This is a genomic window from Hydrogenophaga electricum (genome assembly GCF_030160815.1).
GTDB classification, from domain to species: Bacteria; Pseudomonadota; Gammaproteobacteria; order Burkholderiales; family Burkholderiaceae_C; genus Hydrogenophaga; species Hydrogenophaga electricum.
Genome location: NZ_BSPB01000005.1, coordinates 1 through 22917, shown reverse-complemented (window position 1 = coordinate 22917; position 22917 = coordinate 1). Strand labels below are relative to the sequence as shown.

Annotated in this window: 26 protein-coding genes; 24 read left to right on the top strand and 2 right to left on the bottom strand. The window is 64.6% G+C overall.

Features of this window, described 5'->3' with window-relative positions:
• Positions 1-4 precede the first annotated feature (4 nt).
• Positions 5-877 carry a UTP--glucose-1-phosphate uridylyltransferase GalU gene (gene galU, locus QQK43_RS04760; RefSeq protein ID WP_234266737.1) on the top strand — a complete coding sequence of 291 codons (873 nt, stop codon included), beginning with the start codon at positions 5-7 and terminating at the stop codon, positions 875-877.
• A gap of 21 nt (positions 878-898) precedes the next feature.
• On the opposite strand, the gene QQK43_RS04755 is transcribed toward galU, so the two are convergent.
• Together QQK43_RS04755 and QQK43_RS04750 are read right to left on the bottom strand one after the other, a co-directional pair.
• Positions 899-1684 carry an SAM-dependent methyltransferase gene (locus tag QQK43_RS04755; protein ID WP_234266736.1) on the bottom strand — a complete coding sequence of 262 codons (786 nt, stop codon included), beginning with the start codon at positions 1682-1684 and terminating at the stop codon, positions 899-901.
• 7 nt (positions 1685-1691) lie between these two features.
• Complete coding sequence (locus tag QQK43_RS04750) at positions 1692-2300, bottom strand: Maf family protein (RefSeq protein WP_284306882.1); 609 nt, start codon at positions 2298-2300, stop codon at positions 1692-1694.
• 68 nt (positions 2301-2368) lie between these two features.
• Here QQK43_RS04750 and QQK43_RS04745 point away from each other — a divergent pair, with 68 nt between their 5' ends.
• The 23 genes from QQK43_RS04745 to QQK43_RS04635 all read left to right on the top strand — a co-directional run.
• A complete protein-coding gene (locus QQK43_RS04745; RefSeq protein WP_284306881.1) occupies positions 2369-2932 on the top strand; it encodes a YceD family protein in 564 nt (187 codons plus the stop codon).
• A 138-nt stretch (positions 2933-3070) separates the two neighbouring features.
• On the top strand, positions 3071-3253 hold the full coding sequence (gene rpmF / locus QQK43_RS04740; RefSeq protein WP_234266733.1) for a 50S ribosomal protein L32: 183 nt from the start codon (positions 3071-3073) through the stop codon (positions 3251-3253).
• A gap of 129 nt (positions 3254-3382) precedes the next feature.
• Complete coding sequence (gene plsX, locus QQK43_RS04735; RefSeq protein WP_284306880.1) at positions 3383-4444, top strand: phosphate acyltransferase PlsX; 1062 nt, start codon at positions 3383-3385, stop codon at positions 4442-4444.
• A 23-nt stretch (positions 4445-4467) separates the two neighbouring features.
• The gene (locus tag QQK43_RS04730; protein ID WP_234266731.1) at positions 4468-5445 is read left to right on the top strand and encodes a beta-ketoacyl-ACP synthase III; all 978 of its coding nucleotides are present in this window, start codon (positions 4468-4470) and stop codon (positions 5443-5445) included.
• Between the two features lie 46 nt (positions 5446-5491).
• The gene (fabD, locus tag QQK43_RS04725) at positions 5492-6442 is read left to right on the top strand and encodes an ACP S-malonyltransferase (RefSeq protein ID WP_284306879.1); all 951 of its coding nucleotides are present in this window, start codon (positions 5492-5494) and stop codon (positions 6440-6442) included.
• A gap of 25 nt (positions 6443-6467) precedes the next feature.
• Positions 6468-7229: a 3-oxoacyl-ACP reductase FabG gene (fabG, locus tag QQK43_RS04720; protein WP_234266729.1), complete on the top strand. Its 762-nt coding sequence runs from the start codon at positions 6468-6470 to the stop codon at positions 7227-7229.
• A 111-nt stretch (positions 7230-7340) separates the two neighbouring features.
• A complete protein-coding gene (gene acpP, locus QQK43_RS04715) occupies positions 7341-7580 on the top strand; it encodes an acyl carrier protein (RefSeq protein ID WP_234266728.1) in 240 nt (79 codons plus the stop codon).
• Positions 7581-7587: 7 nt separating this feature from the next.
• Positions 7588-8832: a beta-ketoacyl-ACP synthase II gene (gene fabF / locus QQK43_RS04710; protein WP_234266727.1), complete on the top strand. Its 1245-nt coding sequence runs from the start codon at positions 7588-7590 to the stop codon at positions 8830-8832.
• A gap of 129 nt (positions 8833-8961) precedes the next feature.
• Positions 8962-9312 (top strand): hypothetical protein, encoded by a 351-nt coding sequence (locus QQK43_RS04705; RefSeq protein WP_284306878.1) that lies wholly within the window; start codon positions 8962-8964, stop codon positions 9310-9312.
• Positions 9313-9379: 67 nt separating this feature from the next.
• The gene (rpoE, locus tag QQK43_RS04700) at positions 9380-10021 is read left to right on the top strand and encodes an RNA polymerase sigma factor RpoE (protein ID WP_234266725.1); all 642 of its coding nucleotides are present in this window, start codon (positions 9380-9382) and stop codon (positions 10019-10021) included.
• 32 nt (positions 10022-10053) lie between these two features.
• Positions 10054-10734, top strand: a complete 681-nt coding sequence (locus QQK43_RS04695) for a sigma-E factor negative regulatory protein (protein ID WP_284306877.1) — start codon at positions 10054-10056, stop codon at positions 10732-10734.
• An 11-nt stretch (positions 10735-10745) separates the two neighbouring features.
• Positions 10746-11783 carry a MucB/RseB C-terminal domain-containing protein gene (locus QQK43_RS04690; protein ID WP_234266723.1) on the top strand — a complete coding sequence of 346 codons (1038 nt, stop codon included), beginning with the start codon at positions 10746-10748 and terminating at the stop codon, positions 11781-11783.
• Positions 11784-11877: 94 nt separating this feature from the next.
• On the top strand, positions 11878-13356 hold the full coding sequence (locus QQK43_RS04685; protein ID WP_284306876.1) for a Do family serine endopeptidase: 1479 nt from the start codon (positions 11878-11880) through the stop codon (positions 13354-13356).
• A gap of 509 nt (positions 13357-13865) precedes the next feature.
• Positions 13866-15677, top strand: a complete 1812-nt coding sequence (gene lepA, locus QQK43_RS04680) for a translation elongation factor 4 (RefSeq protein WP_234266721.1) — start codon at positions 13866-13868, stop codon at positions 15675-15677.
• Positions 15678-15688: 11 nt separating this feature from the next.
• Positions 15689-16657: a signal peptidase I gene (lepB, locus tag QQK43_RS04675; RefSeq protein WP_284306875.1), complete on the top strand. Its 969-nt coding sequence runs from the start codon at positions 15689-15691 to the stop codon at positions 16655-16657.
• 30 nt (positions 16658-16687) lie between these two features.
• On the top strand, positions 16688-17035 hold the full coding sequence (locus tag QQK43_RS04670) for a DUF4845 domain-containing protein (protein ID WP_234266719.1): 348 nt from the start codon (positions 16688-16690) through the stop codon (positions 17033-17035).
• 43 nt (positions 17036-17078) lie between these two features.
• Positions 17079-17786 (top strand): ribonuclease III, encoded by a 708-nt coding sequence (rnc, locus tag QQK43_RS04665; RefSeq protein ID WP_284306874.1) that lies wholly within the window; start codon positions 17079-17081, stop codon positions 17784-17786.
• 5 nt (positions 17787-17791) lie between these two features.
• Positions 17792-18826: a GTPase Era gene (gene era / locus QQK43_RS04660; protein WP_284306873.1), complete on the top strand. Its 1035-nt coding sequence runs from the start codon at positions 17792-17794 to the stop codon at positions 18824-18826.
• Between the two features lie 93 nt (positions 18827-18919).
• Complete coding sequence (gene recO, locus QQK43_RS04655) at positions 18920-19744, top strand: DNA repair protein RecO (RefSeq protein ID WP_284306872.1); 825 nt, start codon at positions 18920-18922, stop codon at positions 19742-19744.
• A complete protein-coding gene (locus QQK43_RS04650) occupies positions 19741-20523 on the top strand; it encodes a pyridoxine 5'-phosphate synthase (protein WP_284306871.1) in 783 nt (260 codons plus the stop codon). Before recO ends, QQK43_RS04650 begins: the two co-directional genes overlap by 4 nt.
• A gap of 2 nt (positions 20524-20525) precedes the next feature.
• A complete protein-coding gene (gene acpS, locus QQK43_RS04645) occupies positions 20526-20939 on the top strand; it encodes a holo-ACP synthase (protein WP_234266714.1) in 414 nt (137 codons plus the stop codon).
• A gap of 13 nt (positions 20940-20952) precedes the next feature.
• The gene (nagZ, locus tag QQK43_RS04640) at positions 20953-22044 is read left to right on the top strand and encodes a beta-N-acetylhexosaminidase (RefSeq protein ID WP_284306870.1); all 1092 of its coding nucleotides are present in this window, start codon (positions 20953-20955) and stop codon (positions 22042-22044) included.
• A gap of 464 nt (positions 22045-22508) precedes the next feature.
• The coding region (locus QQK43_RS04635; protein WP_284306869.1) for an SDR family NAD(P)-dependent oxidoreductase at positions 22509-22917 on the top strand (409 nt) is incomplete at its 3' end.

Here is a 22917-nt window from a genome sequence, read left to right as displayed (position 1 = left end):
CCATTTGATTACCAAAGCCGTCTTTCCTGTTGGGGGCTTGGGCACGCGCTTTCTGCCGGCCACCAAGGCGATTCCCAAAGAGATGCTGCCGGTGGTGGACAAGCCCTTGATCCAGTACGCCGTCGACGAGGCCTATGCTGCCGGCATCCGGCAGATGATCTTCATCACCGGGCGGCACAAGCGCGCCATCGGCGATCACTTCGATGCGGCGTTCGAACTCGAATACGAGCTGGAGCGTGGTCGCAAGACCGAACTGCTCAAGCTGGTGCACGCCATCAAACCCGATGACATGGACTGCGTGTTCATCCGTCAGCCGCGTCCGCTGGGTTTGGGGCATGCGGTGCTGTGTGCGGAGCGGGTGGTGGGCAATGAGCCTTTCGCCGTGTTGCTGGCCGATGACCTGATGGTCGGCCCGCCGGGTGGCCCGTCGGTGCTCAAGCAAATGGTGGATGCCTACGAAAGTGCGCCCGGCACGGTGCTGGCGGTGCAGGATGTGCCGCGCGAGGACACGCGCCGCTATGGCGTGGTCGACGTCCGCGGGGTCAATGAATCGCTGGCTGAAGTTTTCGGCATGGTGGAGAAGCCGGTACCTGAAGTAGCGCCCTCGACCCTGGCTGTGGCCGGTCGCTACATCCTTTCGCCCTCGGTGTTCCGGAGCATCCGTCGCCAGCCGCAAGGAGCAGGTGGCGAGATCCAGCTTACCGATGGCATCGCCGCCCTGATTGGGACCGAGAAGGTCTACGCTTACCGCTACCAGGGCAAGCGCTACGACTGCGGCAGCAAAACCGGGTTCCTGGAGGCCACGATCGATCTGGCGCTGGCAGACCCCGAACTCAGCGGTGCCGTGCGGGCACACATGCAAAAGGCGCTGAGCTGATGGGCCGGGCGTTCTGACGCGCTACCTTCCCAGCATGAAAATGGCCGGCGCCTTGAGGGTTGGGTTGTCGTGCGGGGAGGCGGTCTTTCTCCATTCGGAGACCAGCGCGCTCCGAATGGTCTGGTTCGGCAGCGTGAGGCCGCACGCCACCGCCAGGCGCGTGTTTGCCTGCAGGTTCTGCAGCAGCGCCTGCAGCAGCGCGGCATTGCGGTAGGGCGTTTCGATCAGGATCTGGGTCTGCCCGCTTTTGAGGGCCTGCGTTTCCAGTTCGCGCAAGCGCCTGGCCCGTTCGGCGGGCTCCTGGGGAACGTAGCCCACGAAGGCGAAGTGTTGCCCGTTCAGCCCGCTGCCCGCCAGCGCCAGCATGAGCGAGATCGGGCCAGTGAGCGGTACCACGGGAATGCCCAGGGCGTGGGCGGCGCGCACGATGGCGCTGCCGGGGTCGGCGATGGCCGGCATGCCCGCCTCGCTGACGAGTCCCATGTCATGTCCTTCCAGCGCAGCTTGCAACAGGCTGCGGGCCTGGGCATCGCTGGCGGTGGTGGGGAGGTGATCGCCCTTTTTGTGGGCAGCGCGAGGCAATTCGGTGATCTGCAGCGTCTGCAGTGGCGCTGCGAGTGGGGCTTCGGCCCCCACCCGTTTGAGAAAGGCGCGTGTGCTCTTGGCGTTTTCGGCAATCCAGTGCTGCAGACCGGCTGCGACTGCCAAGGTATTCGCTGGCAGCCAGGCACTCACTGGGGCGGGTGGGTGCTCGTCCGTGCAGCCAAAATCCAGCGGTGTGGGGACGAGATAGAGCTTGCCCGTCATGAGGGGCTCACAGAATGGCCACGCCGGCGGCGCGGATCATGCGGCAGGTGCGGATGAGTGGCAGGCCCACCAAGGCGGTGGGGTCGTCGTTGTCAATGCGTTCGAGCAAGGCGATGCCGAGACCCTCGCTTTTGGCGCTGCCGGCGCAGTCATAGGGCTGTTCGAGGCGCAGGTAGCGCTCGATTTCGGCGTCGCCGAGGGGGCGAAACACCACGTTGACGGCGGCCAGGTCGATCTGGCAGAAACCGGTCGTTTCGCAGACCACGGCCACGGCGGTCTGGAAGACCACGGTCTGGCCGCTCATCTGGCGCAGCTGGGCCACGGCGCGTTCGTGAGTGCCGGGTTTGCCCAGGGGCAGTCCAGCCAGATCGGCCACCTGGTCGCTGCCAATCACCACCGCCTGCGGATACCGGCGGGCGACGTCACGGGCCTTGGCTTCGGCCAGGCGCAGTGCCAGCGTACGCGGGCTTTCCCCGGGCAGAGGGGTTTCGTCTACCTGGGGGCTGGCGGTGTCGAAAGGCACGGCCAGCCGGCTCAGCAGCTCGCGGCGGTAAGGTGAGGTTGAGCCCAGGATCAGGGGGCGGCCCGTGGAGGGGAGGGCGGTGCTCGGAGTCATGCCGCGATTGTGCCGCTGTCTTCGTGGGCATCCGGGCGAGCGGCGGGATGTCCCGTACACTGCCGCCCATGAAAAAAGCCGCCAACGTCAACTGGAATCCGCAACGGCTGGATGTGGCCGCCTTTGCCCAGGCGGGTGGGACGCTGTCGGGTGATGAACCTCTGGCCCATTTTGACCGGCTGGTGGCCGAGTCGGCAGAGGATGCCACCCGTCAGGTACCGGTGAACTGGTCCGTCCAGGGTGATTGGCGTGCGGGGCCCTCGGGCGTGGGCGCAGTGTGGCTGCATCTGCAGGCCCAGGCGCAGGTGCCGGTGACCTGTCAGCGTTGCCTGAAGCCGGTGGTCCTGCCTCTGGGGGTGGATCGCTGGTTCCGTTTTGTCGACGACGAGGCGACGGCGGCGGCAGAGGATGAGGACAGCGACGAGGATGTGCTGGCGCTGGAGCCCCGGCCGAACCTGCTGGATCTGATGGAAGACGAGCTGCTGATGGAGTTGCCCCTGGTGCCCATGCACGAGGTGTGCCCTGGCCCGGTTGTCATGTCGGCCGGCGATCTGGGGGCGGATGCCGCCGGGGCAGCGCCCGCTGCGGCACCGAATCCGTTTGCTGCACTGGCCGACTTGAAAAAGCGGTAAAAAGCCCAGGCTTGGCGAGTGGCGATCAGCCGGTTATAATGCTTGGCTTTGCGCTGGCATCCGTTTCACGGTTTTGTGTAGGGTTCGCGGCGCACCCGTAGACCAATTCCGATCCTCAAGGATCCCAAGGAGCCCATCATGGCCGTCCAGCAAAACAAAAAGTCCCCCTCCAAGCGCGGTATGCACCGTTCGCACAACGCTCTGAGCGTGCCGGGTATCGCCGTTGAGCCGACCACCGGTGAAACGCACCTGCGTCACCACATCAGCCCGAACGGCTTCTACCGTGGCCGCCAGGTGCTCAAGAACAAGTCCGAAGCCTGACGGACCCGCCTGGTCTGGCGGCGCGGCAGCGCGCCAGCATGTCAGGCCCCAGGCACAGGCCCGCATGGCTTTTCATGCGGGCCTTTGTTGTTTTGGTGACCCGGATGGGGTCATTCTCCGGAAGCGTTCATGATCACGATTGCCGTGGATTGCATGGGAGGCGACATCGGTCCCTCCGCCACCCTGCCGGCCTGTGCGGCCTTTCTCGGGCGCCATGCCGATGTGCAGTTGCTGCTGGTGGGGCAGCCGCAAGCCCTGGCCGGCTGGTCGCAGGTCGTCAACAATGTGCGCTGCCGCGTGGTGCCGGCCACCGAGGTCGTGACCATGGACGATACGGTGGAGGTGGCGCTGCGCAAGAAGAAGGACTCTTCCATGCGGGTGGCCATCGCCCAGATCAAGGAGGGCGCGGCGCAGGCGGCGGTTTCGGCGGGCAATACCGGAGCCTTGATGGCGATTGCCCGTTATGTGCTCAAGACGCTGGAGGGCATTGACCGTCCGGCGATCGCCACCCAGTTGCCCAATGCCCGTGGCGGTGCCACGACGGTGCTGGATCTGGGGGCCAATGTCGACTGCACAGCCGAACACCTGCTGCAGTTCGCGGTCATGGGATCGGCCCTGGTGGCGGCTGCCGATCGGCGCGAAAACCCGAGTGTCGGCCTGCTCAACGTGGGCGAGGAGGTCATCAAGGGCAGCGAGGTGATCAAGAAGGCGGGCGTGTTGCTGCGCAATGCCGCGAACACCGGGGACTTGAATTTTTTCGGCAACGTCGAAGGCGACGACATCTTCAAGGGCACCACGGACATCGTGGTGTGCGATGGTTTCGTGGGCAATGTGGCGCTCAAGGCCAGCGAAGGGCTGGCGGCCATGATCGGGGGCTTCATTCGCGAAGAGTTCTCGCGCAGTATCTTCACCAAACTGGGTGGTTTGTTTGCGTATCCGGTGTTATCTGCGTTCAAGAAGCGGGTGGATCATCGACGTTACAACGGTGCGGCGCTGCTCGGGCTGCGGGGGCTGGTGTTCAAAAGCCATGGATCGGCTGACGCGTTTGCGTTCGAGCACGCGCTGGCTCGGGCTTATGATGCGGCCCGTCATCGGTTGCTCGACGATGTGCAATCCCGCATTGCCCATGCCGCACCTTTGATCTCCGGTGATGTGACGCCGAGCGATCTGCGCGGCATTCCCACCCTTTGATGTTCTGACACGCCCGACTTCGCATGACCCGTTACGCCCGCATCACAGGTACCGGCAGTTGCCTGCCTCCCCAGCGCCTGACCAATCAGGACATGGTGGACCTGCTGGCTCCGCGCGGTGTCGATACCAGTGACGAATGGATCGTCGAGCGCACCGGGATCCGGGCCCGGCATTTTGTTGGTGAAGGCGTCTTTTCCAGCGATCTGGGGGCCGAAGCGGCGCGCCGTGCGCTGGCCGCGGCCGGTGTGGACGGTGCGTCGATCGACCTGATCATCGTGGCCACGTCGACGCCGGACATGGTGTTTCCGTCGACCGCGGCCATCATCCAGCACAAGCTGGGACTGGCGGGGTGCCCGGTGTTCGACGTGCAGGCCGTGTGCAGCGGTTTCGTGTACGCACTGAGCATTGCCGACGCCATGATCAAGGTCGGTTCGGCCAACCGGGCGCTGGTGATCGGTGCCGAAGTGTTCTCGCGCCTGTTGGACTTCAACGACCGCACCACCTGCGTGCTGTTCGGCGATGGCGCCGGTGCCGTGGTGGTGGAGGCGTCGGACACGCCCGGCATCCTGGCGTCCGATCTGCATGCGGATGGCAAGCACGTGGGCATCCTGTGCGTGCCCGGCCATGTGTCCGGTGGGCAGGTGCTTGGCGATCCGTTGCTCAAGATGGATGGTCAGGCGGTCTTCAAGCTGGCGGTCGGTGTGTTGGAAGATGCGGCGCGTGCCGTGCTGACCAAGGCTGGCAAGACCGATGCCGACATTGACTGGTTGATTCCGCACCAGGCCAACATCCGCATCATGCAAAGCACGGCCCGCAAGCTCAAGCTGCCCATGGGCAAGGTGGTGGTGACGGTGGACCAGCATGGCAATACATCCGCAGCGTCCATCCCGCTGGCGCTGGATCACGCTGTTCGTGCAGGCCAGGTTCGCAAGGGCGACACGCTGTTGCTTGAAGGTGTGGGCGGCGGCTTCACCTGGGGCGCCGTGCTGCTCGATTTCTGAGCGTCGGGCCTCGCAGGCAGGCCCGCAGTCATGGAATGAATTGAAGATGACCGCATTTGCATTCGTTTTTCCGGGGCAGGGTTCGCAGTCCGTGGGCATGCTCGATGCCTGGGGCGATAACCCGGTGGTTGCCGAGACGCTCAAAGAGGCGTCCGAGGCCCTGGGTGAAGACGTGGAACGTCTGATCCACGAAGGCCCCAAAGAGGCCTTGGCACTGACCACCAACACCCAGCCGGTGATGTTGGTGGCCGGGGTGGCAGCCTGGCGTGTGTGGAAGGCTGAGGGTGGCGCCGATCCCGTCGCTTTGGCGGGCCATTCGCTCGGCGAATACGCTGCGCTGGTGGCCTCAGGCGTGCTGACGCTGGCGCAGGCAGCACCGCTGGTGCGGTTTCGCGCCGCGGCCATGCAGGAAGCCGTGCCGGTGGGTGCAGGTGCCATGGCGGCGATTCTCGGCATGGAGTCGGGCAAGGTCCGGTCGGGTTGTGCCGAGGCGCAAGCTACCTTTGCAGCCGACAGCGGTGAAGTGGTGGAGGCCGTGAACTTCAACGACCCGGCTCAGACAGTCATTGCCGGCAGCAAGGCTGCGGTCGAAAAGGCCTGCGAGCTGCTCAAGGCGCAAGGCGCCAAACGCGCGTTGCCGCTGCCTGTGTCGGCTCCGTTCCATTCCAGCCTGATGAAACCGGCGGCCGACAAGTTGCGCGAACAACTGGCTGTCACCACGCTGGCGGCGCCGCGCATTCCGGTGATCAACAACATCGATGTGGCGGTCGAAACCGATGCCGAGCGCATCCGTGATGCCCTGTATCGCCAGGCCTTCGGGCCGGTCCGCTGGGTCGAATGCGTGCAGGCGATCAAGGCGCGGGGTGTGGCGACGCTGATCGAATGTGGGCCCGGCAAGGTCCTTGCGGGCATGACGAAGCGCATCGACAGCGAACTGAACGGCGCGCCCTTGTTCGATCCGGCCACGCTGGCCGAGGTCAAGGCCCTGCTGGGCTGAATCCCCCAAGCGAAAGAACAGGTCTATGACAGAAGTGAAGTTTGCGGGCCAGGTGGCCTTGGTGACGGGCGCGTCGCGCGGCATCGGGGCCGCGATTGCCCAGGAGTTGGTGGCCAAGGGGCTGATTGTGGTGGGTACCGCCACCAGCGACGATGGTGCTGCACGGATCAGCCAGGCGCTGCAGGCGGTGCCCGGTGCCGTGACAGGCTGCCGCGGGGCGCGGCTCGATGTCAATGACGCGGCTGCGGCCGAAGCGCTGGTCGATGCCTTGGTGAAAGACCACGGCGCCCTGCAGGTGCTGGTCAACAATGCGGGCATCACGCGCGACATGCTGGCCATGCGTTTGAAGGACGACGACTGGGATGCCGTGCTCGACACGAACCTCAAAGCCGTGTTTCGCCTGAGCCGGGCGGTGATCCGTCCGATGATGAAGCAGCGGTATGGCCGCATCATCAGCATCACCAGCGTGGTCGGTGCCTCGGGCAATGCGGGCCAGTCGAACTATGCGGCGGCCAAAGCCGGCGTGGCGGGCATGACCCGTGCACTGGCGCGCGAACTGGGCAGTCGCAACATCACCGTCAATTGCGTGGCGCCGGGCTTCATCGAAACCGACATGACCGCCTCTCTGCCTGAAGAGCAGCAGAAAGCGCTGCTGGGTCAGATTCCGCTGGGGCACCTTGGCAAGCCGGCCGACATCGCGCACGCGGTGTCGTACCTGGCCAGCCCCCAGGCCGCCTACGTGACGGGGCAGGAACTGCACGTCAACGGTGGCATGTTCATGGCCTGAACGTGTCGCCTGCATGAGCCCATGCCGGACCGCCCGGCGGGCCGGATTCGGCCTGCCGGGCGGTCCCGGCTAAAATGGACGTTTGTATCTCAACCACCCTTAGAGGGATCTATGAGCGATATCGAAGCACGTGTCAAGAAGATCATTGCCGAACAACTCGGCGTGGAAGAAAGTCAGGTCACCAATGAAAAGGCTTTTGTGGCCGATCTGGGCGCTGACTCGCTCGACACCGTGGAACTGGTGATGGCCCTCGAAGACGAATTCGGCATCGAAATCCCCGACGAAGACGCCGAAAAGATCACCACCGTGCAAAACGCCATCGACTACGCCGTTTCGCACCAGAAGGCCTGATTCGCCCATGAGCCGTCGCCGTGTCGTCGTGACCGGCCTGGGTTGCATCTCGCCCGTGGGCAACACGGTGCAAGATACTTGGGCCAATCTTCTCGCCGGTCAGTCCGGCATTGACTTCATCACCCACTTCGATGCGAACCCGTTCGCGTGCAAGTTTGCTGGTGAAGTCAAGGGGTTCAATATCGCGGATTACATCCCCGAGAAAGAGGCGCGTCACATGGACCGCTTCATTCATCTGGGGCTGGCCGCTGCTTGCCAGGCGGTGGCCGACTCCGGTCTGCCGACGGGCGATGCGTTGGGCGAGGAGGAGGCCACCCGCATCGGTGTGAACATTGGGTCGGGTATTGGCGGCCTGCCGCTGATCGAAAACACCCATGCCGAACTGACGGCCCGCGGCCCGCGCCGCATTTCGCCGTTTTTCGTGCCAGCCTCGATCATCAACATGATCTCGGGCCATGTATCGATCAAGTTCGGGTTCAAGGGCCCCAACATCGCGGTGGTTACGGCCTGCACGACAGGGCTGCACGCCATCGGGCTGGCTGCGCGCATGATCGAATCGGGCGATGCCGACGTGATGGTTGCGGGGGGTTCTGAGGCCACGGTGTCCCCGCTGGGTCTGGGCGGTTTCGCTTCGGCCCGGGCGCTGTCCACCCGCAATGACGATCCCAAGACCGCTTCCCGTCCCTGGGACAAGGACCGCGATGGTTTCGTGCTGGGCGAGGGTGCGGGCGTGCTGGTGATCGAGGAATACGAACATGCCAAGGCGCGCGGTGCCCGCATCTACGCGGAAATCGCGGGTTTCGGCATGAGTGGCGATGCGTACCACATGACGGCACCCAACATCGATGGGCCGCGCCGTTCGATGACGGCCGCGTTGCGCAACGCCGGCATCAATGCCGACGAAGTGCAGTACGTCAATGCGCATGGCACGTCCACGCCGCTGGGTGATGTGAACGAAACCAATGCCATCAAGGCCACGTTGGGTGATCACGCGAAGAAGATCGTGGTCAACTCCACCAAGTCGATGACCGGTCACCTGCTGGGTGGCGCGGGGGGCATTGAAAGCGTGTTCACCGTGCTGGCACTGCATCATCAGAAGAGCCCGCCCACCATCAACATCTTCAACCAGGATCCCGAGTGTGATCTGGATTACTGCGCCAATACGGCACGGGATATGAAGATCGATGTGGCGGTGAAGAACAACTTCGGCTTTGGCGGCACCAACGGGACCTTGGTTTTCCGCAAGGTCTGACCGCCCTGTTCTCCCATGCGCAGCGCCCCGTCGGTGGTATTTCCGGTGGGGCGCAGTGCTTTCTATGGTACCTGTCAGGGTGTGCTGGCCGTGCTGGCGCTGGTCATGTCGCTTCTTTGGGGGCACTCCATGTCTGGACAGCCTGGCTGGGCAGCCTGGACCTTGGCTGGTGGCCTGCTGGCCTGGGCTGGATGGTGCCTGGTGGCGTTTCACGGGTGGTGGCGATCCCCTCAGGGATGGCTGCACTGGGAAGCGGGCGTGATGCCAGACGAACGGGGTGAGGGCGGCTGGCTCTGGCGCAGTCAGGCTTACCCCGATGGCACGCGCCTGACAGGGGTGGAGTGCGTGCTCGATTTGCAGACCCGGATGTGTCTGCGTCTGTTCTTCCTGGATCGAGGCTCGCGTTGGATATGGGTGGAGCGCCAATGCGACCCGGTCAACTGGTCGGCCATGCGGCGGGCTGTGGTGGCTGGTGGTTGAGAGAAGGACCGGGTGCGTGCCGACAGGTGACCTTCGGGTATATTTCCGCGGCCAACTTAACCCCTAGATGTCAAACGATCCGCACGCCGCTCCCCCTTCACCCGACAGCGACGCCATGCTCGTGCAGCGCACGCTGGCCGGCGAGATGCGGGCCTACGAACTGCTGGTGATCAAGTACCAGCGCCGGGTGGAACGCCTGATCGGGCGCATGGTGCGCGACACCGATCTGGTGCAGGACATTGCCCAGGAGACTTTCATTCGGGCCTATCGGGCGCTGGCGCAGTTTCGCGGAGACGCGCAGTTCTACACCTGGCTGTACCGCATCGCGGTGAACACGGCCAAAAAGCAGCTGATGGAACTCAAGCGGGATCCGCTGGTCTTTCAGTCGCAGCTCAAATCCGGTGAGGACGATGAAACTTCCGCGCCGGAGCGTGAACTAAATGTCAGCGTGGCCGATACGGAGACGCCCGAAGCCGTGCTGGCCAGCAAGGAGATTGCCCTTGCGGTGAACGAGGCCATGGAAGCCTTGCCGGAAGAGCTGCGGATGGCAATCACCTTGCGGGAAATTGAAGGGCTGAGCTATGAGGACATTGCCCAGGCGCTGGATTGCCCGATCGGGACGGTGCGCTCGCGCATCTTCCGGGCCCGCGAAGCGATTTCCAACCGGATCAAGCCCATGCTGGACCGCCAGATCGGCAAACGCTGGTAAGGCCGACGCCCCTGTTTTGAACGAGAGTCATGATGAACGCTTCTTCCTTTGATGCGAAACCGGCTGCCACGGCGGGCGGGTTGGTGCCCGCGCAGGCGGGTGATGACGTGTTGTCGGCATTGATGGACGGCGAAGCGACGCCCCAGGAGTGGGATGTCTGGCTGCAAGGCGGTAGCGGCTCGGCCCAGGCGTGTGCCGACTGGGATCGGTACCACCTGATTGGGGAGGCGCTTCGCGGACAGGCCTGTCTGCCTGCATCCCGTGCTTTCTTTGCCGATATCGAAGCACGGTTGACGGTGGATGAGGTGGTCCGGCCGGCGTTGCTGACGACCCCGGTCCCTCAGGTTCGGGGGGGCGCGGCCAACGAGGCCGTTTTCCGGTGGAAGATGCTGGCTGGCGTGGCTTCGGTGGCGGCGGTGGTTGCCGTGGGCTGGAGTGTGTTGGGTGCGATGCCGGGCGCTGCCGGATCGGCCTCGGGACCGCAACTGGCTGCCGCAGACGGTAGCACGCCGGTTCTGCAGGCGGTGTCGAATGCCGGGCCGGAAACGGCGTCGCCGATGGTGGTGGTGCAGACCGGGCAAGGCGCGATCATTCGCGATCCCCGGCTGGAGGAGCTGCTGGCAGAGCACCGGCAGTACGGTGGGCTGTCGGCGTTGCAGATGCCGGCAGGCTTCTTGCGCAATGCCACCCATGACGGCAGCCCGCGACGTTGAGCATCGGTTTCATGACGCAACAGGCCCTCTCGCTTCCCTGGGTTTTTTCCTTCCAACGCCCCCGGCTGCGCCGCTGGGTGTCTGTGGCGCTGGTCGCGCTGGCTGGCACGGTGGGGGCATCCACCTGGGCGCAGGCGCCCGCGACCTCGGCTCGCAGCCTCACCGAGTGGCTGACGCGCATGCACGAGGCTTCGCGCGAAATGGCTTACGTCGGCACGCTGGTGGTTTCGGCCGGTACCGACATGTCTGCTTCGCGCATCTGGCACGTCTGTGATGGCCGCCAGCAGATGGAGCGCGTCGAAACGCTGACCGGGGTGCCTCGAACCACCATCCGCCGCAACAACGAAGTCATCACGTTCATCCCGGAGTCCAAGACAGCCTGGGTGGAAAAGCGCGAGTCGCTGGGGCTGTTCCCCGAACTGCTGCGCACGCCAAGCAACACGATCGCTGAGTTCTATGCGGTGAACGAGCGCGACACCGAGCGGGTGGCCGGACACCTGGCCGACGTGGTGGATATCGTGCCTAAGGACGGGTTGCGGTTCGGTTACCGGATCTGGGCGGAAAAAAAGACGGGCTTGGTGGTCAAGTTGCAGACGCTGGACCAGGACAAGGTGCTGGAGCAGGTGGCCTTTTCCGAGCTGCAAATGGACGCCCCGGTGCGCATGGACAAGCTGGCCAAGCAGATGAAGGACACGCGCGGCTATGAAGTCCACCGCCCTGTGATGAAGAAGACCACGCCTGAGGCCCAGGGCTGGCGTTTGAAAGAGCCGGTGCCAGGCTTTGCCTCGATGAATTGTTATGTGCGGGAAGGCACGCAGATCGCGCCCGCGGAAGCCTCGGTGCAATGGGTGTTTTCTGACGGGCTGGCGTCGGTCTCGCTGTTCATTGAGCCATTCGACAGCCAACGGCATACGCAGGAACAGGTGATCGCTGCGGGGGCCACCCATTCGCTGACGCGCCGCATGGGGGAACACTGGGTAACGGCCATCGGTGAGGTGCCACCCACCGCACTGCGCCGGCTCGTCCTGGCCCTGGAGCGCACGCGCTGATGCACGCTTCCGGGGCAGGCTTGTATCCCCCTGTCCTGTCCCCATCTATCGCACCGTTTTCGGTTTCTTCCCATTCTTCGAAGACTGGCTTGCCATGATCCGACCCTCCTTCGCTTTGCGTTGTTTTCAATCCGTCGCCGTGGCGGCTACGCTGGCCTTGATGGCTGTGGGCGCTCCCGTGGCCGCATCGGCCCAGCCGGCTGTGGCGCCCAGCGTCCGGGGTTTGCCCGATTTCACCGACCTCGTGGAAATGGTGGGGCCTTCGGTGGTCAATATCCGGACGCTTGAGCGCGCTGGCAGCGTGTCGAGCGGCACCGATGAGCAGATGCTGGAGTTCTTCCGCCGCTTTGGCATTCCGGTGCCACCGGGTATGACACCCCGGACCCCGCGTTCGGACCGGGGTGGAGCCGAAGAGGCACAGCCCAAAGGCGTGGGTTCGGGGTTCGTGCTGAGTGCCGATGGCTTCATCATGACCAATGCCCATGTGGTGGACGGCGCGGATGAGCTGATCGTCACCTTGCCGGACAAGCGTGAATTCAAAGCCCGTGTGGTGGGGGCCGACAAACGCACCGACGTCGCGGTGGTGAAGATCGAGGCCTCGGGACTGTCGCCGGTGCGTATTGGCGACGTGAGCCGGTTGCGGGTGGGCGAATGGGTGATGGCGATCGGCTCGCCCTTCGGGCTGGAAAACACCGTCACCGCCGGCATCGTCAGCGCCAAGCAGCGTGATACCGGTGACTTCCTGCCGTTCATCCAGACCGATGTGGCCATCAATCCGGGCAATTCGGGTGGGCCGCTGATCAACATGCGTGGTGAGGTGGTGGGCATCAACAGCCAGATCTACTCGCGCTCGGGAGGCTTCCAGGGCATCTCCTTCGCCATTCCGATCGATGAGGCGGTGCGGGTGTCTGACCAGTTGCGCTCTTCCGGCCGTGTTTCCCGCGGCCGCATCGGGGTGCAGATCGATCAGGTCAGCAAGGAAGTGGCCGAGTCCATCGGCCTGGGCCAACCCCGTGGCGCATTGGTGCGCAGTGTCGAGCCCAATTCGCCAGCGGCCAAAGCTGGCGTGGAGGCCGGTGACATCATCCTGAAGTTTGACGGCAAGGACATCGAGCGCTCGATCGACCTGCCTCGGCTGGTCGGTAACACCAAGCCCGGCAACCGCAGCAGCATGACGGTGTTCCGGCGCGGCGGACAGCGGGACCTGACCATCACGGTGGCGGAGCTGGAACCGGAAAAACCCCAGCCGCGGGCCTCGGCCGGCGAAGGCAGCAAGCCGCCGGCGGCCCCCGGGGCAGCACAGGCGCTGGGCTTGGCGCTTTCCGATCTGAGCACTGCCGACAAGCGGGACCTGAATTTGAAGGGCGGTGTTCGTGTCGACAGCGCTGACGGGGCTGCAGCCCGGGCGGGTCTTCGCGAAGGCGATGTGATCATTGCTTTGGCGAACACCGAGGTGCCCTCGGTCAAGGACTTTGAGGGTGTGCTGTCCAAGGTAGATCGCTCCAAGCCGGTCAGCGTGCTGTTCCGCCGCGGCGAGTGGGCGCAGTACACCGTGATCCGTCTGGGGCGGTAAAGGTGGGATCAAGCCCCAAACCCGACTTTCCCGGTCGGATGTGGGGTTTTAAGGGTTGGCCGTTTCGCGACAGGATGTTTTCTATCGATCTTTCTCGATAGATAGGGTGGCGCGTGTTGGTGATCACTCACTGGAATGCATGCTCGTGACCGAACCCGGTAAAATCACGCGGTTTCCGGTGGCCATTTCGCACGGATCCGGTATGACGGATTCATCATGCAAGAAGTCCACAGGATATGTTCATGTCGTCCACACCTTGTGATCTGCGAAGGCATACAATCTGTGGATAACTTGTGGTTAAAGGCTGCGTTGCTGCGTCGCAACAGGCCGAGGCGGGCGATGGTGGGATACCGGATCGGGGCTTTTTGCCTACAATGAAATCCCAACTATCGCAGTTGCCATTGATTGTTGGTTACGGGCGCGTCACCACCTGACGCGCCCTTTTTTATGTTTGTTTCGCCGGTGCCGGGAGCGTTTGTCTGCTCCGCAGGGCCGGGTCCTCATCTCCGATGAACCACATCCGCAATTTCTCCATCATCGCGCACATCGACCATGGCAAGTCCACGTTGGCCGACCGCATCATCACGCTGTGCGGTGGCCTGTCGGAGCGCGAAATGAGCGACCAGGTGCTCGACTCGATGGACCTCGAAAAGGAACGGGGCATCACCATCAAGGCCCAGACGGCGGCGCTCCATTACAAGGCGCGCGATGGTCAGGTCTACAACCTCAATCTCATCGATACGCCCGGTCACGTGGACTTCTCTTATGAGGTGTCGCGATCGCTCTCGGCCTGCGAAGGGGCCTTGCTGGTGGTCGATGCCAGTCAGGGGGTGGAAGCGCAGACGGTGGCCAACTGCTACACCGCGCTGGACCTCGGGGTGGAAGTGTTGCCAGTGCTGAACAAGATGGATCTGCCGCAGGCCGATCCGGACAACGCCAAACAGGAAATCGAGGAGGTGATCGGCATCGACGCCACCGATGCGGTGCCTTGCTCGGCCAAAACCGGCATGGGCGTGGAAGACATCCTGGAGATGGTGGTGGCGAAAGTGCCGGCTCCGCGCGGCAAGCCGGACGCTCCTTTGCGCGCCATGATCATCGACAGCTGGTTCGACAACTACGTCGGGGTGGTGATGCTGGTGCGCGTGGTCGACGGGCGTCTGGCCCGGGGCGACAAGATCAAGCTGATGGCGACCAGCGCGCTCTACAACGCCGAGAAGCTGGGCGTCTTCACCCCGCACAACGAACCGCGCGAATCGCTGGAAGCCGGCGAGGTGGGTTACATCATTGCGGGCATCAAGGAACTCAAGGCGGCCAAGGTGGGCGACACCGTCACCGCTATCAAGACCAGCAGCGGCGCCAACTTGGCTTTCGCCACCGAAGCCCTGCCCGGCTTCAAAGAGGTGCAGCCTCAGGTGTTTGCGGGCCTGTACCCGTCCGAGGCCAGCGAGTACGACCAACTGCGCGACGCGCTGGAGAAGCTGCAGCTCAACGACGCGGCGCTGCGCTACGAGCCCGAGGTCTCGCAAGCACTGGGCTTCGGCTTCCGTTGCGGCTTTCTCGGTCTGCTGCACATGGAGATCGTGCAGGAGCGTCTGGAGCGCGAGTTCGACCAGGACCTGATCACCACCGCGCCGAGTGTGGTCTACGAAGTGCTCAAGGGCGATGGCGAGCTGATCCAGGTGGAGAACCCGTCCAAGATGCCCGACATCGGTCGCATCGAAGAAATCCGCGAACCCATCGTGACCGTACACCTGTACATGCCGCAAGAGTATGTGGGGCCGGTGATGACGCTGGCCAACCAGAAGCGGGGCGTGCAACTGAACATGGCCTACCACGGCAAGCAGGTCATGCTGACCTACGACATGCCGCTGGGCGAGATCGTGCTGGACTTTTTCGACAAGCTCAAGTCGGTCAGCCGCGGGTATGCCTCGATGGACTACGAGTTCAAGGAGTACCGGGCCTCCGATGTGGTGAAGGTCGACATCCTGCTCAATGGCGAAAAAGTGGATGCGCTGTCGATCATCGTGCACCGCACGCAGGCGCAGTATCGCGGTCGCGCCGTGGCGGCCAAGATGCGGGAAATCATCAGTCGCCAGCAGTTCGACGTGGCCATCCAGGCCGCCATCGGTGGCAACATCATTGCGCGCGAGACCATCAAGGCGCTGCGCAAAAACGTGCTGGCAAAATGCTACGGGGGTGACATCACCCGCAAGCGCAAGCTCCTTGAGAAGCAGAAAGCAGGCAAGAAACGCATGAAACAGATCGGCTCGGTCGAAGTGCCCCAGGAAGCCTTCCTGGCCATCCTGCAGGTGGAGGAGTGATGCAGAACGCGATGAGCAGTGTGACCGCCTTGGTGCTGGCGGCGTTTCTGGCTTACGCCGCAGGTTGGTATTTCGGCTTCATCGAGGGCAACTTTGCCTTGCTGTTGCTGCTGGCGACCGTGGTGACAGGGGTTTACTGGCTGGCCGAGCGCTTCTATTTCCTGCCGCAACGCCGCCGTGCCGTGGAGCGTGCGGAGCAGGAAGTCGGGCAGCGCCGCGAAGAGCTCCAGCGACAGGGCATCGACAAGGTGGACCTGCAGTTTGAAGAGGCCGCCCGGCACCGCTTGCTGGCACAGCCCTGGTGGCTGGACTGGACTGCCGGCCTGTTTCCGGTGATCTTGGCGGTGTTCGTGCTGCGCTCCTTCATTGTCGAGCCGTTCAAGATTCCCTCGGGATCGATGATCCCCACCTTGCGCGTGGGTGACCTGATTCTGGTGAACAAGTTTCACTATGGCGTGCGGCTGCCGGTGATCAACACCAAGATCATCGAAAACCACCAGCCCCAGCGGGGAGACGTGATTGTTTTTCGCTACCCACCGCAGCCGAGCCTGGACTACATCAAGCGTGTGGTGGGGGTGCCGGGGGACGAGGTGGCCTACCTGAACAAACAACTGACGGTGAATGGCCAAGCCGTGCCCAAAGAGGCCCTGCCGGACTTTTTCGACAGCGACAGCATGCGTTATGCCAAGCAGTTCCGGGAAACCCTGGAAGGCAAGCGCTACGGCACGCTCAACGATGACGATCGGCCGGCGTTCGTCCCCGGGGTGTCGGATTTCGACTACAAGGACCAATGCCGCTACAGCGTGGAGGGGGTTGTGTGCAAAGTGCCGCAGGGTCACTATTTCATGATGGGTGACAATCGGGACAACTCGCTGGATTCGCGCTTCTGGGGGTTCGTGCCGGAGGGCAACATTGTGGGCAAAGCCTTCTTTGTCTGGATGAACTTCGGGGACCTGGGGCGGATCGGCTCTTTCGAATGAGGCCGTCCATGGCCATTGGAGGATGATCACATGCAGCTGAAAAAACGCCAGACCGGCCTGACCTTCCTGGGGCTCCTGTTTGTGGGGGGGCTGTTGGCTTTCCTGGGGGTGATCGTTGCGCAGATCGTGCCGACCTACCTCGAGTACCTGGCCGTGGACAAAGCGGTCAAGAAAGCCGCTGCCGGCGCCACGGTGGCCGAGGTCCGCAACATCTTCGACCGCGCCGCCGCGATCGACGACATCCGCACCATTACCGGCAAGGACCTGGAAGTGGGCAAGCAGGGCGACAAGGTGGTCGTGTCCTACGACTACAGCCGGGAAGTGCACATCGCCGGGCCGGCCTATGTGCTCATGAAATACCAAGGCAGTTCCCAGTGACGGGTAGGCGCCAGGCACAGGCCTGGCAGGAGTGCGCAAAGTCTTGAACCCCCCATTGGTGGCGCTGCAAAAACGCCTGGATCACCGGTTTTCGAATGAACGCCTGCTGGAGCGGGCGTTGACCCATCGCAGTTTTTCGAGCGACCACAACGAGCGTCTGGAGTTTCTGGGCGATTCCGTGCTCAGCCTCGCGGTTTCCGGTCTGCTGTTCGAAAAACTCCCCGACGTGCCCGAGGGTGACCTCTCTCGGGTGCGTGCGCACTTGGTCAAACAGGACGCCTTGTTCCAGCTGGCTTCGCGGCTGGGGTTGGCAGATGGTCTGCGCCTGGGCGATGGCGAGAAGCGCTCGGGGGGGCACAAGCGCCCCTCCATCCTGGCCGACGCGCTGGAAGCGGTGATCGGGGCCGTCTATCTGGACGCCGGTTTCGAAACCGCCAATGCCTTGGTGCGCCGGCTTTACGCGGGCATCGATCTGAGTGTGCACACCAGTGCCCTCGGCAAAGACCCCAAGACGGCCTTGCAGGAATGGCTGCAGGCGCGCAAGATGCCGCTGCCGCTGTACCGGGTCGTCGCCACCCTGGGCGAAGCGCACAAACAGACGTTTGACGTGGAGTGCGCAGTGCCCGATCTGGGGCGTACCGAGCGCGGCATTGGCGCTTCGCGTCGCGCGGGTGAGCAGGCGGCTGCCCAGGCCATGTTGCAGTCGCTGCAGGCCTCAGGCAATCCCCAACCTTCCCGAACCCCTGCCTGAACCTCATGGCCAACGACTCTCCCAAGCCCGTTCCCTCTTCTGCCGCTGCCGACGATCTCGACGCCATGCTGGCCCGTGCGCTGGGCAAGCCGTTGCCCGCTGCCGGGCCCACCGAAGTCCCCATGGCCGAAGAAGCGGTCCCGGAGGAGGTGCCCGAGTCGGCGCAGCGTTGCGGCTTCGTGGCCATTGTGGGCAAACCGAACGTGGGCAAGTCCACGCTGCTCAATGCCCTGGTGGGGCAGAAGATCAGCATCACCTCGCGCAAGGCGCAGACCACCAGGCATCGCATCACCGGCTACCGCACGCAGGGGACCGACCAGTTCGTGTTTGTGGACACGCCCGGTTTCCAGACCCGCCATGGCAACGCGCTCAACCGCTCGCTGAACAAGACCGTGCTGGGTGCCGTGACCGATGTCGATCTCATTCTTTTCGTCGTCGAAGCCGGGCGGTTCAATCTGGCCGATGCCAAGGTGCTGGACCTGCTGCCCAAGAACATCCCCGTGATCCTGCTGGCCAACAAGTTCGATCTCGTGCACCGGCGCGGCGAACTGGCCCCCTGGCTGCGCTCGATGCAGGAGCGGCACGCTTTTGCCGAATTCGTGCCCATGTCGGCCAAGAACCTGCGCGACATCGGCCGGCTCTTCGACATCTGTGGCAAATACCTGCCGCAGCAGCCCTGGATGCACGAACCCGACGAACTCACCGATCGCAGCGAACGTTTCATGGCGGCCGAAATGGTGCGTGAGAAGCTCTTCCGGCTGACCGGAGACGAACTGCCCTACACCTCCACCGTGGTGGTGGACAAGTTCGAACTGGATGGCGCCATGCGCCGCGTCGCGGCCACCATCGTGGTCGAGCGCGAGGGGCACAAGGGCATGGTCATCGGCGAAAAGGGCGAAAAGCTCAAGCGCATTGGCACCGAAGCGCGGCAGGAGCTCGAAAAGCTCTGGGACTGCAAGGTGTTTCTGGAGCTGTGGGTCAAGGTGCGTTCGGGTTGGGCCGACGACGATGCCCGGGTGCGGTCGTTCGGGTATGAATAGAGCCTCTGCGTATTGCCTCGTGCCGCACACCGGGCCCCTGCGCACAGCCGTAGGCGCGGGGCAGGCCGGTCTGCACACCCGCTGCGGGTGCCCATGAACAAACGGGTCAGCGAAGAGGCGGCTTTCGTTCTGCACCGTTACGACTGGAGCGAATCCAGTCTCATCCTTGAAGTGTTCAGCCGACACCATGGCCGGATCGCCCTGGTGGCCAAGGGGGTGAAAAAACCGACTTCGCAGTTCCGGCCCGTGTTGTTGCCGCTGCAACCGCTGTCGCTGTCCTGGGGGGGCGATGCCGAGGTGCGCACGCTCAAATCGGCGCAGTGGCAGGGTGGGCACGTGATGCCCACAGGCGATGCCTTGATGGCGGGCAGCTATCTCAACGAATTGCTGATGCGGCTGCTCGCGCGCGACGATCCGCACCCGGCCCTGTTCGACCACTACGCGCTCGCGGTCGAACTGCTGGCCGAGCGCAGCGATGCCACGCAACTGGTGCTGCGGGCGTTCGAACTGCTGCTGTTGCGCTCGGTCGGGCTGCTGCCGGATCTGGGGCGCGAGGGCAGCAGCCTGGCGGTGCTCGACCCGGACCAGGCCTACACCTTGCGGCCGGAAGCCGGCCTGAGCCCCTTGGCCGACGAAGAGGCCGGGCAGGGATTGACGGGTGCGCAGTGGTTGGCCCTGGATGCCGCGATGGCGGCGCGCGACGCGTTCCTGGCCACGTTGCGCGCCAGCATGCCCGTGCACACCGCCCTGCGCACGCAGACGCGGAGCCTGCTGCACTACCATAGTGGCGTGCGGGTGTTCCGCACGCGGCAACTGATGCTCGATGTGCAGGCCATGGGCCGCGCGAGCAGCGTGCCCAGCCCGTCCGATCCGGCCGGACCGGTGGTTCGGCCCGACGCTTCTTCACCTCTGCCATGACCGTTTCCGTTCGCACAGCCCTGTCCGTCAACCTCAACAAAGTGGCCCTGGTGCGCAACACGCGGCATCTGGGCATTCCGTCGGTCACCCGGGCGGCGACGCTGTGCCTGCAGGCCGGTGCGCAAGGCATCACCATCCACCCGCGCCCCGACGAGCGCCACATCCGCCGGCACGATGTGTTCGAACTGGCCGAGCTGATGCAGGCCTGGCCGCAACGCGAGCTCAACATCGAAGGCAACCCTTTTCACAACCTCATGCCCCTGGCCCGTGAACTCAAGGGGCTGGGGCTGCCCTTGCACCAACTGACCTTCGTGCCCGACAGCGAAGGCCAGTTCACCAGCGATCACGGCTGGGGATTCCCGGCCGATGCGCAGCGCTTGGCGCCGGTGGTGGCGGAGGCTCACGCCCTGGGCGTGCGTGTCAGCCTGTTCATGGACCCCGAGCCGGCGCAGATGGCGCCCGCCCGCGCCGTGGGAGCCGACCGGGTGGAGCTGTACACCGAACCCTACGCGGCCGCCTGGGGCACGCCGGACGCCACGACCCAGCTGGGCCGCTACGCCGCCGCGGCGCAGGCGGCGCTGGCGGCCGGCCTCGGTGTGAACGCCGGTCACGACCTCAACCGCGACAACCTCACGGCGTTTCTGCGCACGGTGCCGGGCGTCAGCGAGGTCTCCATCGGGCATGCACTGATCGCCGACGCGCTGGAGCTGGGCTATGCCGCCACGGTGGCCGGCTACCAGGACTGCATTGCGCAGGCATTCGAACCCGGGGCGGTCTGACCATGATCGTGGGCATCGGCACCGACGTGTGCGACGTGCGCCGGATCCAGGCCACGATGGAGCGCCAGGGCGAGCGGTTCGCGCACAAGGTGCTCAGCGACGCCGAGTTCGCCGTCTGGCAGCGGCGAGGTGCCCGGTGGCCGCAGCGCGGCCTGCGTTACCTGGCCACGCGCTTTTCGGCCAAGGAAGCCTTCTCCAAGGCCATCGGCCTGGGCATGCGCATGCCCATGACCTGGCGGCATTGCGAGATCGCCAACCTGCCCAGCGGGCAACCCGTGATCGTGCTGCATGGCGAGCTGCAAAACTGGTTCGCCGCGCGCGGCTGGCGCGCACACGTCACGGTGACCGACGAGACCGACTACGCGGCCAGCTTCGTGGTGGTCGAAACCCTGGAACCTTCTGCTCACCAGGCCTGACGGCCCCGCATCCATGCTCCATCACGCGCCCCTGATCATCGATGTGGCGGGTCACCGCCTGACACACGCCGACCGCCAGCGCCTGGCCCATCCGCTGGTGGGGGGCGTCATCCTTTTCGGGCGCAACTGGAAAGACCGTGCGCAGCTCACCCGGCTGTGCGCGCAGATCAAGGCGGTGCGGCGCGATCTGCTGATCGCCGTGGACCATGAGGGGGGCCGTGTGCAGCGGTTTCGCGGCGACGGGTTCACGCATCTGCCGCCCATGGCGGCCCTGGGCCGCCTCTGGCACGAAACCCCGCGCCCGGGTGAGGTTGACGGCGGGCCGGCCTTGCGCGCCGCCAACGCAGCGACCGCGGCCGGTTACGTGCTGGGTGCGGAACTGCGGGCGTGTGGCGTCGACCTCAGCTTCACACCCGTGCTCGATCTGGACTACGGCGAAAGCGCGGTCATCGGAGACCGGGCCTTCGCCCGCGACCCGCGCGTGGTGACCATGCTGGCCCAGGCACTCATGCACGGCCTGCGAAACAGTGGCATGGGCAACTGCGGCAAGCACTTTCCCGGCCACGGCTTCGTGCGTGCCGACTCCCACCTGGCGGTGCCTGTGGACCGGCGCAGCCTGCGGGCCATCCTGGCCGAAGACGCTGCGCCCTACGGTTGGCTGTCGGCGAGCCTGGACGCGGTCATGCCGGCCCACGTGATCTACCCGCAGGTGGATGCGCGGCCGGCAGGGTTCTCGGCGCGCTGGCTGCAGGACATCTTGCGGGGCCGGCTCGGCTTCACAGGGGCGATCTTCAGCGACGACCTGAGCATGGCGGCGGCCCGCGTGATTGAAGGGCGCGAGGTCGGGTTTGCCGAGGCGGCGCTCGCCGCACTGGGGGCGGGCGGCGACCTGGTGCTGCTGTGCAACCAGTCGGTGGTGGACGAGGGCGCGCCCATCGACGAGGCTATCGAAGCACTGGCGCGGGCTCAGATCGAAGGCCGCTGGGTCCCGAACCCGGCCAGCGAAGAGCGTCGGCGTGCTCTGGTGCCTCAGGGGCGCTCCCTCGACTGGGCCGCGCTGATGGTCAGTGAGCGCTACATGCACGCGCTCGAACAGCTTCCCTGAACGCATGACAGCGGGGCAGGGCGCACCCTGCTGAGGGCCTGGCCGCTCTCGAGGGTCACTCATCGTGCTGCAGGGAAAGCGGCAAGGCCGGCGGGTTTTCAACAAGACCGGGTGTGATGGGGTCAGGGGCAACAGATCCCGCCGGGCGCGCCAGACATCTTCGGGCGGATGGGCCTGTCCTGCACCACGAATCGAGCCACACCGTCGTCGATAGCACCCTGCGTAGCAGGCAGGGTCGGCAGGGCCCGTGGACGGCGCCAGGGTCGACTGATGGCGGGGCACGGCCCGTTTCCCTCACCGGGGACAGCGGTCTGATTGGCGCTCAAACCCCGCTAGGGATAACCCTGAAATCGCTGATTCACGGGCCATCCATGCACGAAACGTCCTGTTCTTTGCCATAAACGTTGGGTTCGGATCCGGCCCCGGAACCAACAATCCCGGCTCAGTTGAACAGGAGACAAGCCTTGCGTGAAGGACAGGATTGGCTGGGGTTGGCGGCGCGTGTCTGCGTCGTGACGGGTGCCGCCAGCGGCATCGGTGCCGCCATGGCCGCGGGGTTTTCGGCGGTAGGTGCCCGTGTGGTTTTGCTCGATCGGGATGGCCCGGGAGTCCGGCGCATGGCCGAGCAGGTGCAGGCGGCGGGAGGCGAAGCACAGGCCTGGGTGTGCGACATCAGTGATGAAGCGCAAATGCTGGAGGTCGCCCAAAAAGTTCAAGACACCTGGGGGCCTTGCGATGCCCTGATCAACAACGCCGGCCTGTTGAAGGCTGGGACGCTGGAGAGCGTGAGCGTGGCCGACTGGAACACGGTGCTGTCGGTGAACCTGACGGGCTACCTGCTGTGCGCGCGGGCCTTCAAGGCGCAACTGCAGC

Bases quoted from the DNA above. Each gene is read 5' to 3' on its own strand.
- recO (WP_284306872.1), top strand. From the start codon at position 18,920: ATGAACAAACGGGTCAGCGAAGAGGCGGCTTTCGTTCTGCACCGTTAC.
- QQK43_RS04690 (WP_234266723.1), top strand. From the start codon at position 10,746: ATGACGCAACAGGCCCTCTCGCTTCCCTGGGTTTTTTCCTTCCAACGC.
- nagZ (WP_284306870.1), top strand. From the start codon at position 20,953: ATGCTCCATCACGCGCCCCTGATCATCGATGTGGCGGGTCACCGCCTG.
- era (WP_284306873.1), top strand. From the start codon at position 17,792: ATGGCCAACGACTCTCCCAAGCCCGTTCCCTCTTCTGCCGCTGCCGAC.
- QQK43_RS04670 (WP_234266719.1), top strand. From the start codon at position 16,688: ATGCAGCTGAAAAAACGCCAGACCGGCCTGACCTTCCTGGGGCTCCTG.
- acpP (WP_234266728.1), top strand. From the start codon at position 7,341: ATGAGCGATATCGAAGCACGTGTCAAGAAGATCATTGCCGAACAACTC.
- fabG (WP_234266729.1), top strand. From the start codon at position 6,468: ATGACAGAAGTGAAGTTTGCGGGCCAGGTGGCCTTGGTGACGGGCGCG.
- QQK43_RS04650 (WP_284306871.1), top strand. From the start codon at position 19,741: ATGACCGTTTCCGTTCGCACAGCCCTGTCCGTCAACCTCAACAAAGTG.
- QQK43_RS04750 (WP_284306882.1), bottom strand. From the start codon at position 2,300: ATGACTCCGAGCACCGCCCTCCCCTCCACGGGCCGCCCCCTGATCCTG.
- fabD (WP_284306879.1), top strand. From the start codon at position 5,492: ATGACCGCATTTGCATTCGTTTTTCCGGGGCAGGGTTCGCAGTCCGTG.
- QQK43_RS04695 (WP_284306877.1), top strand. From the start codon at position 10,054: ATGAACGCTTCTTCCTTTGATGCGAAACCGGCTGCCACGGCGGGCGGG.
- lepB (WP_284306875.1), top strand. From the start codon at position 15,689: ATGAGCAGTGTGACCGCCTTGGTGCTGGCGGCGTTTCTGGCTTACGCC.
- plsX (WP_284306880.1), top strand. From the start codon at position 3,383: ATGATCACGATTGCCGTGGATTGCATGGGAGGCGACATCGGTCCCTCC.
- QQK43_RS04745 (WP_284306881.1), top strand. From the start codon at position 2,369: ATGAAAAAAGCCGCCAACGTCAACTGGAATCCGCAACGGCTGGATGTG.
- lepA (WP_234266721.1), top strand. From the start codon at position 13,866: ATGAACCACATCCGCAATTTCTCCATCATCGCGCACATCGACCATGGC.
- QQK43_RS04755 (WP_234266736.1), bottom strand. From the start codon at position 1,684: ATGACGGGCAAGCTCTATCTCGTCCCCACACCGCTGGATTTTGGCTGC.
- acpS (WP_234266714.1), top strand. From the start codon at position 20,526: ATGATCGTGGGCATCGGCACCGACGTGTGCGACGTGCGCCGGATCCAG.
- QQK43_RS04705 (WP_284306878.1), top strand. From the start codon at position 8,962: ATGTCTGGACAGCCTGGCTGGGCAGCCTGGACCTTGGCTGGTGGCCTG.
- rpmF (WP_234266733.1), top strand. From the start codon at position 3,071: ATGGCCGTCCAGCAAAACAAAAAGTCCCCCTCCAAGCGCGGTATGCAC.
- fabF (WP_234266727.1), top strand. From the start codon at position 7,588: ATGAGCCGTCGCCGTGTCGTCGTGACCGGCCTGGGTTGCATCTCGCCC.
- QQK43_RS04730 (WP_234266731.1), top strand. From the start codon at position 4,468: ATGACCCGTTACGCCCGCATCACAGGTACCGGCAGTTGCCTGCCTCCC.
- QQK43_RS04685 (WP_284306876.1), top strand. From the start codon at position 11,878: ATGATCCGACCCTCCTTCGCTTTGCGTTGTTTTCAATCCGTCGCCGTG.
- rpoE (WP_234266725.1), top strand. From the start codon at position 9,380: ATGTCAAACGATCCGCACGCCGCTCCCCCTTCACCCGACAGCGACGCC.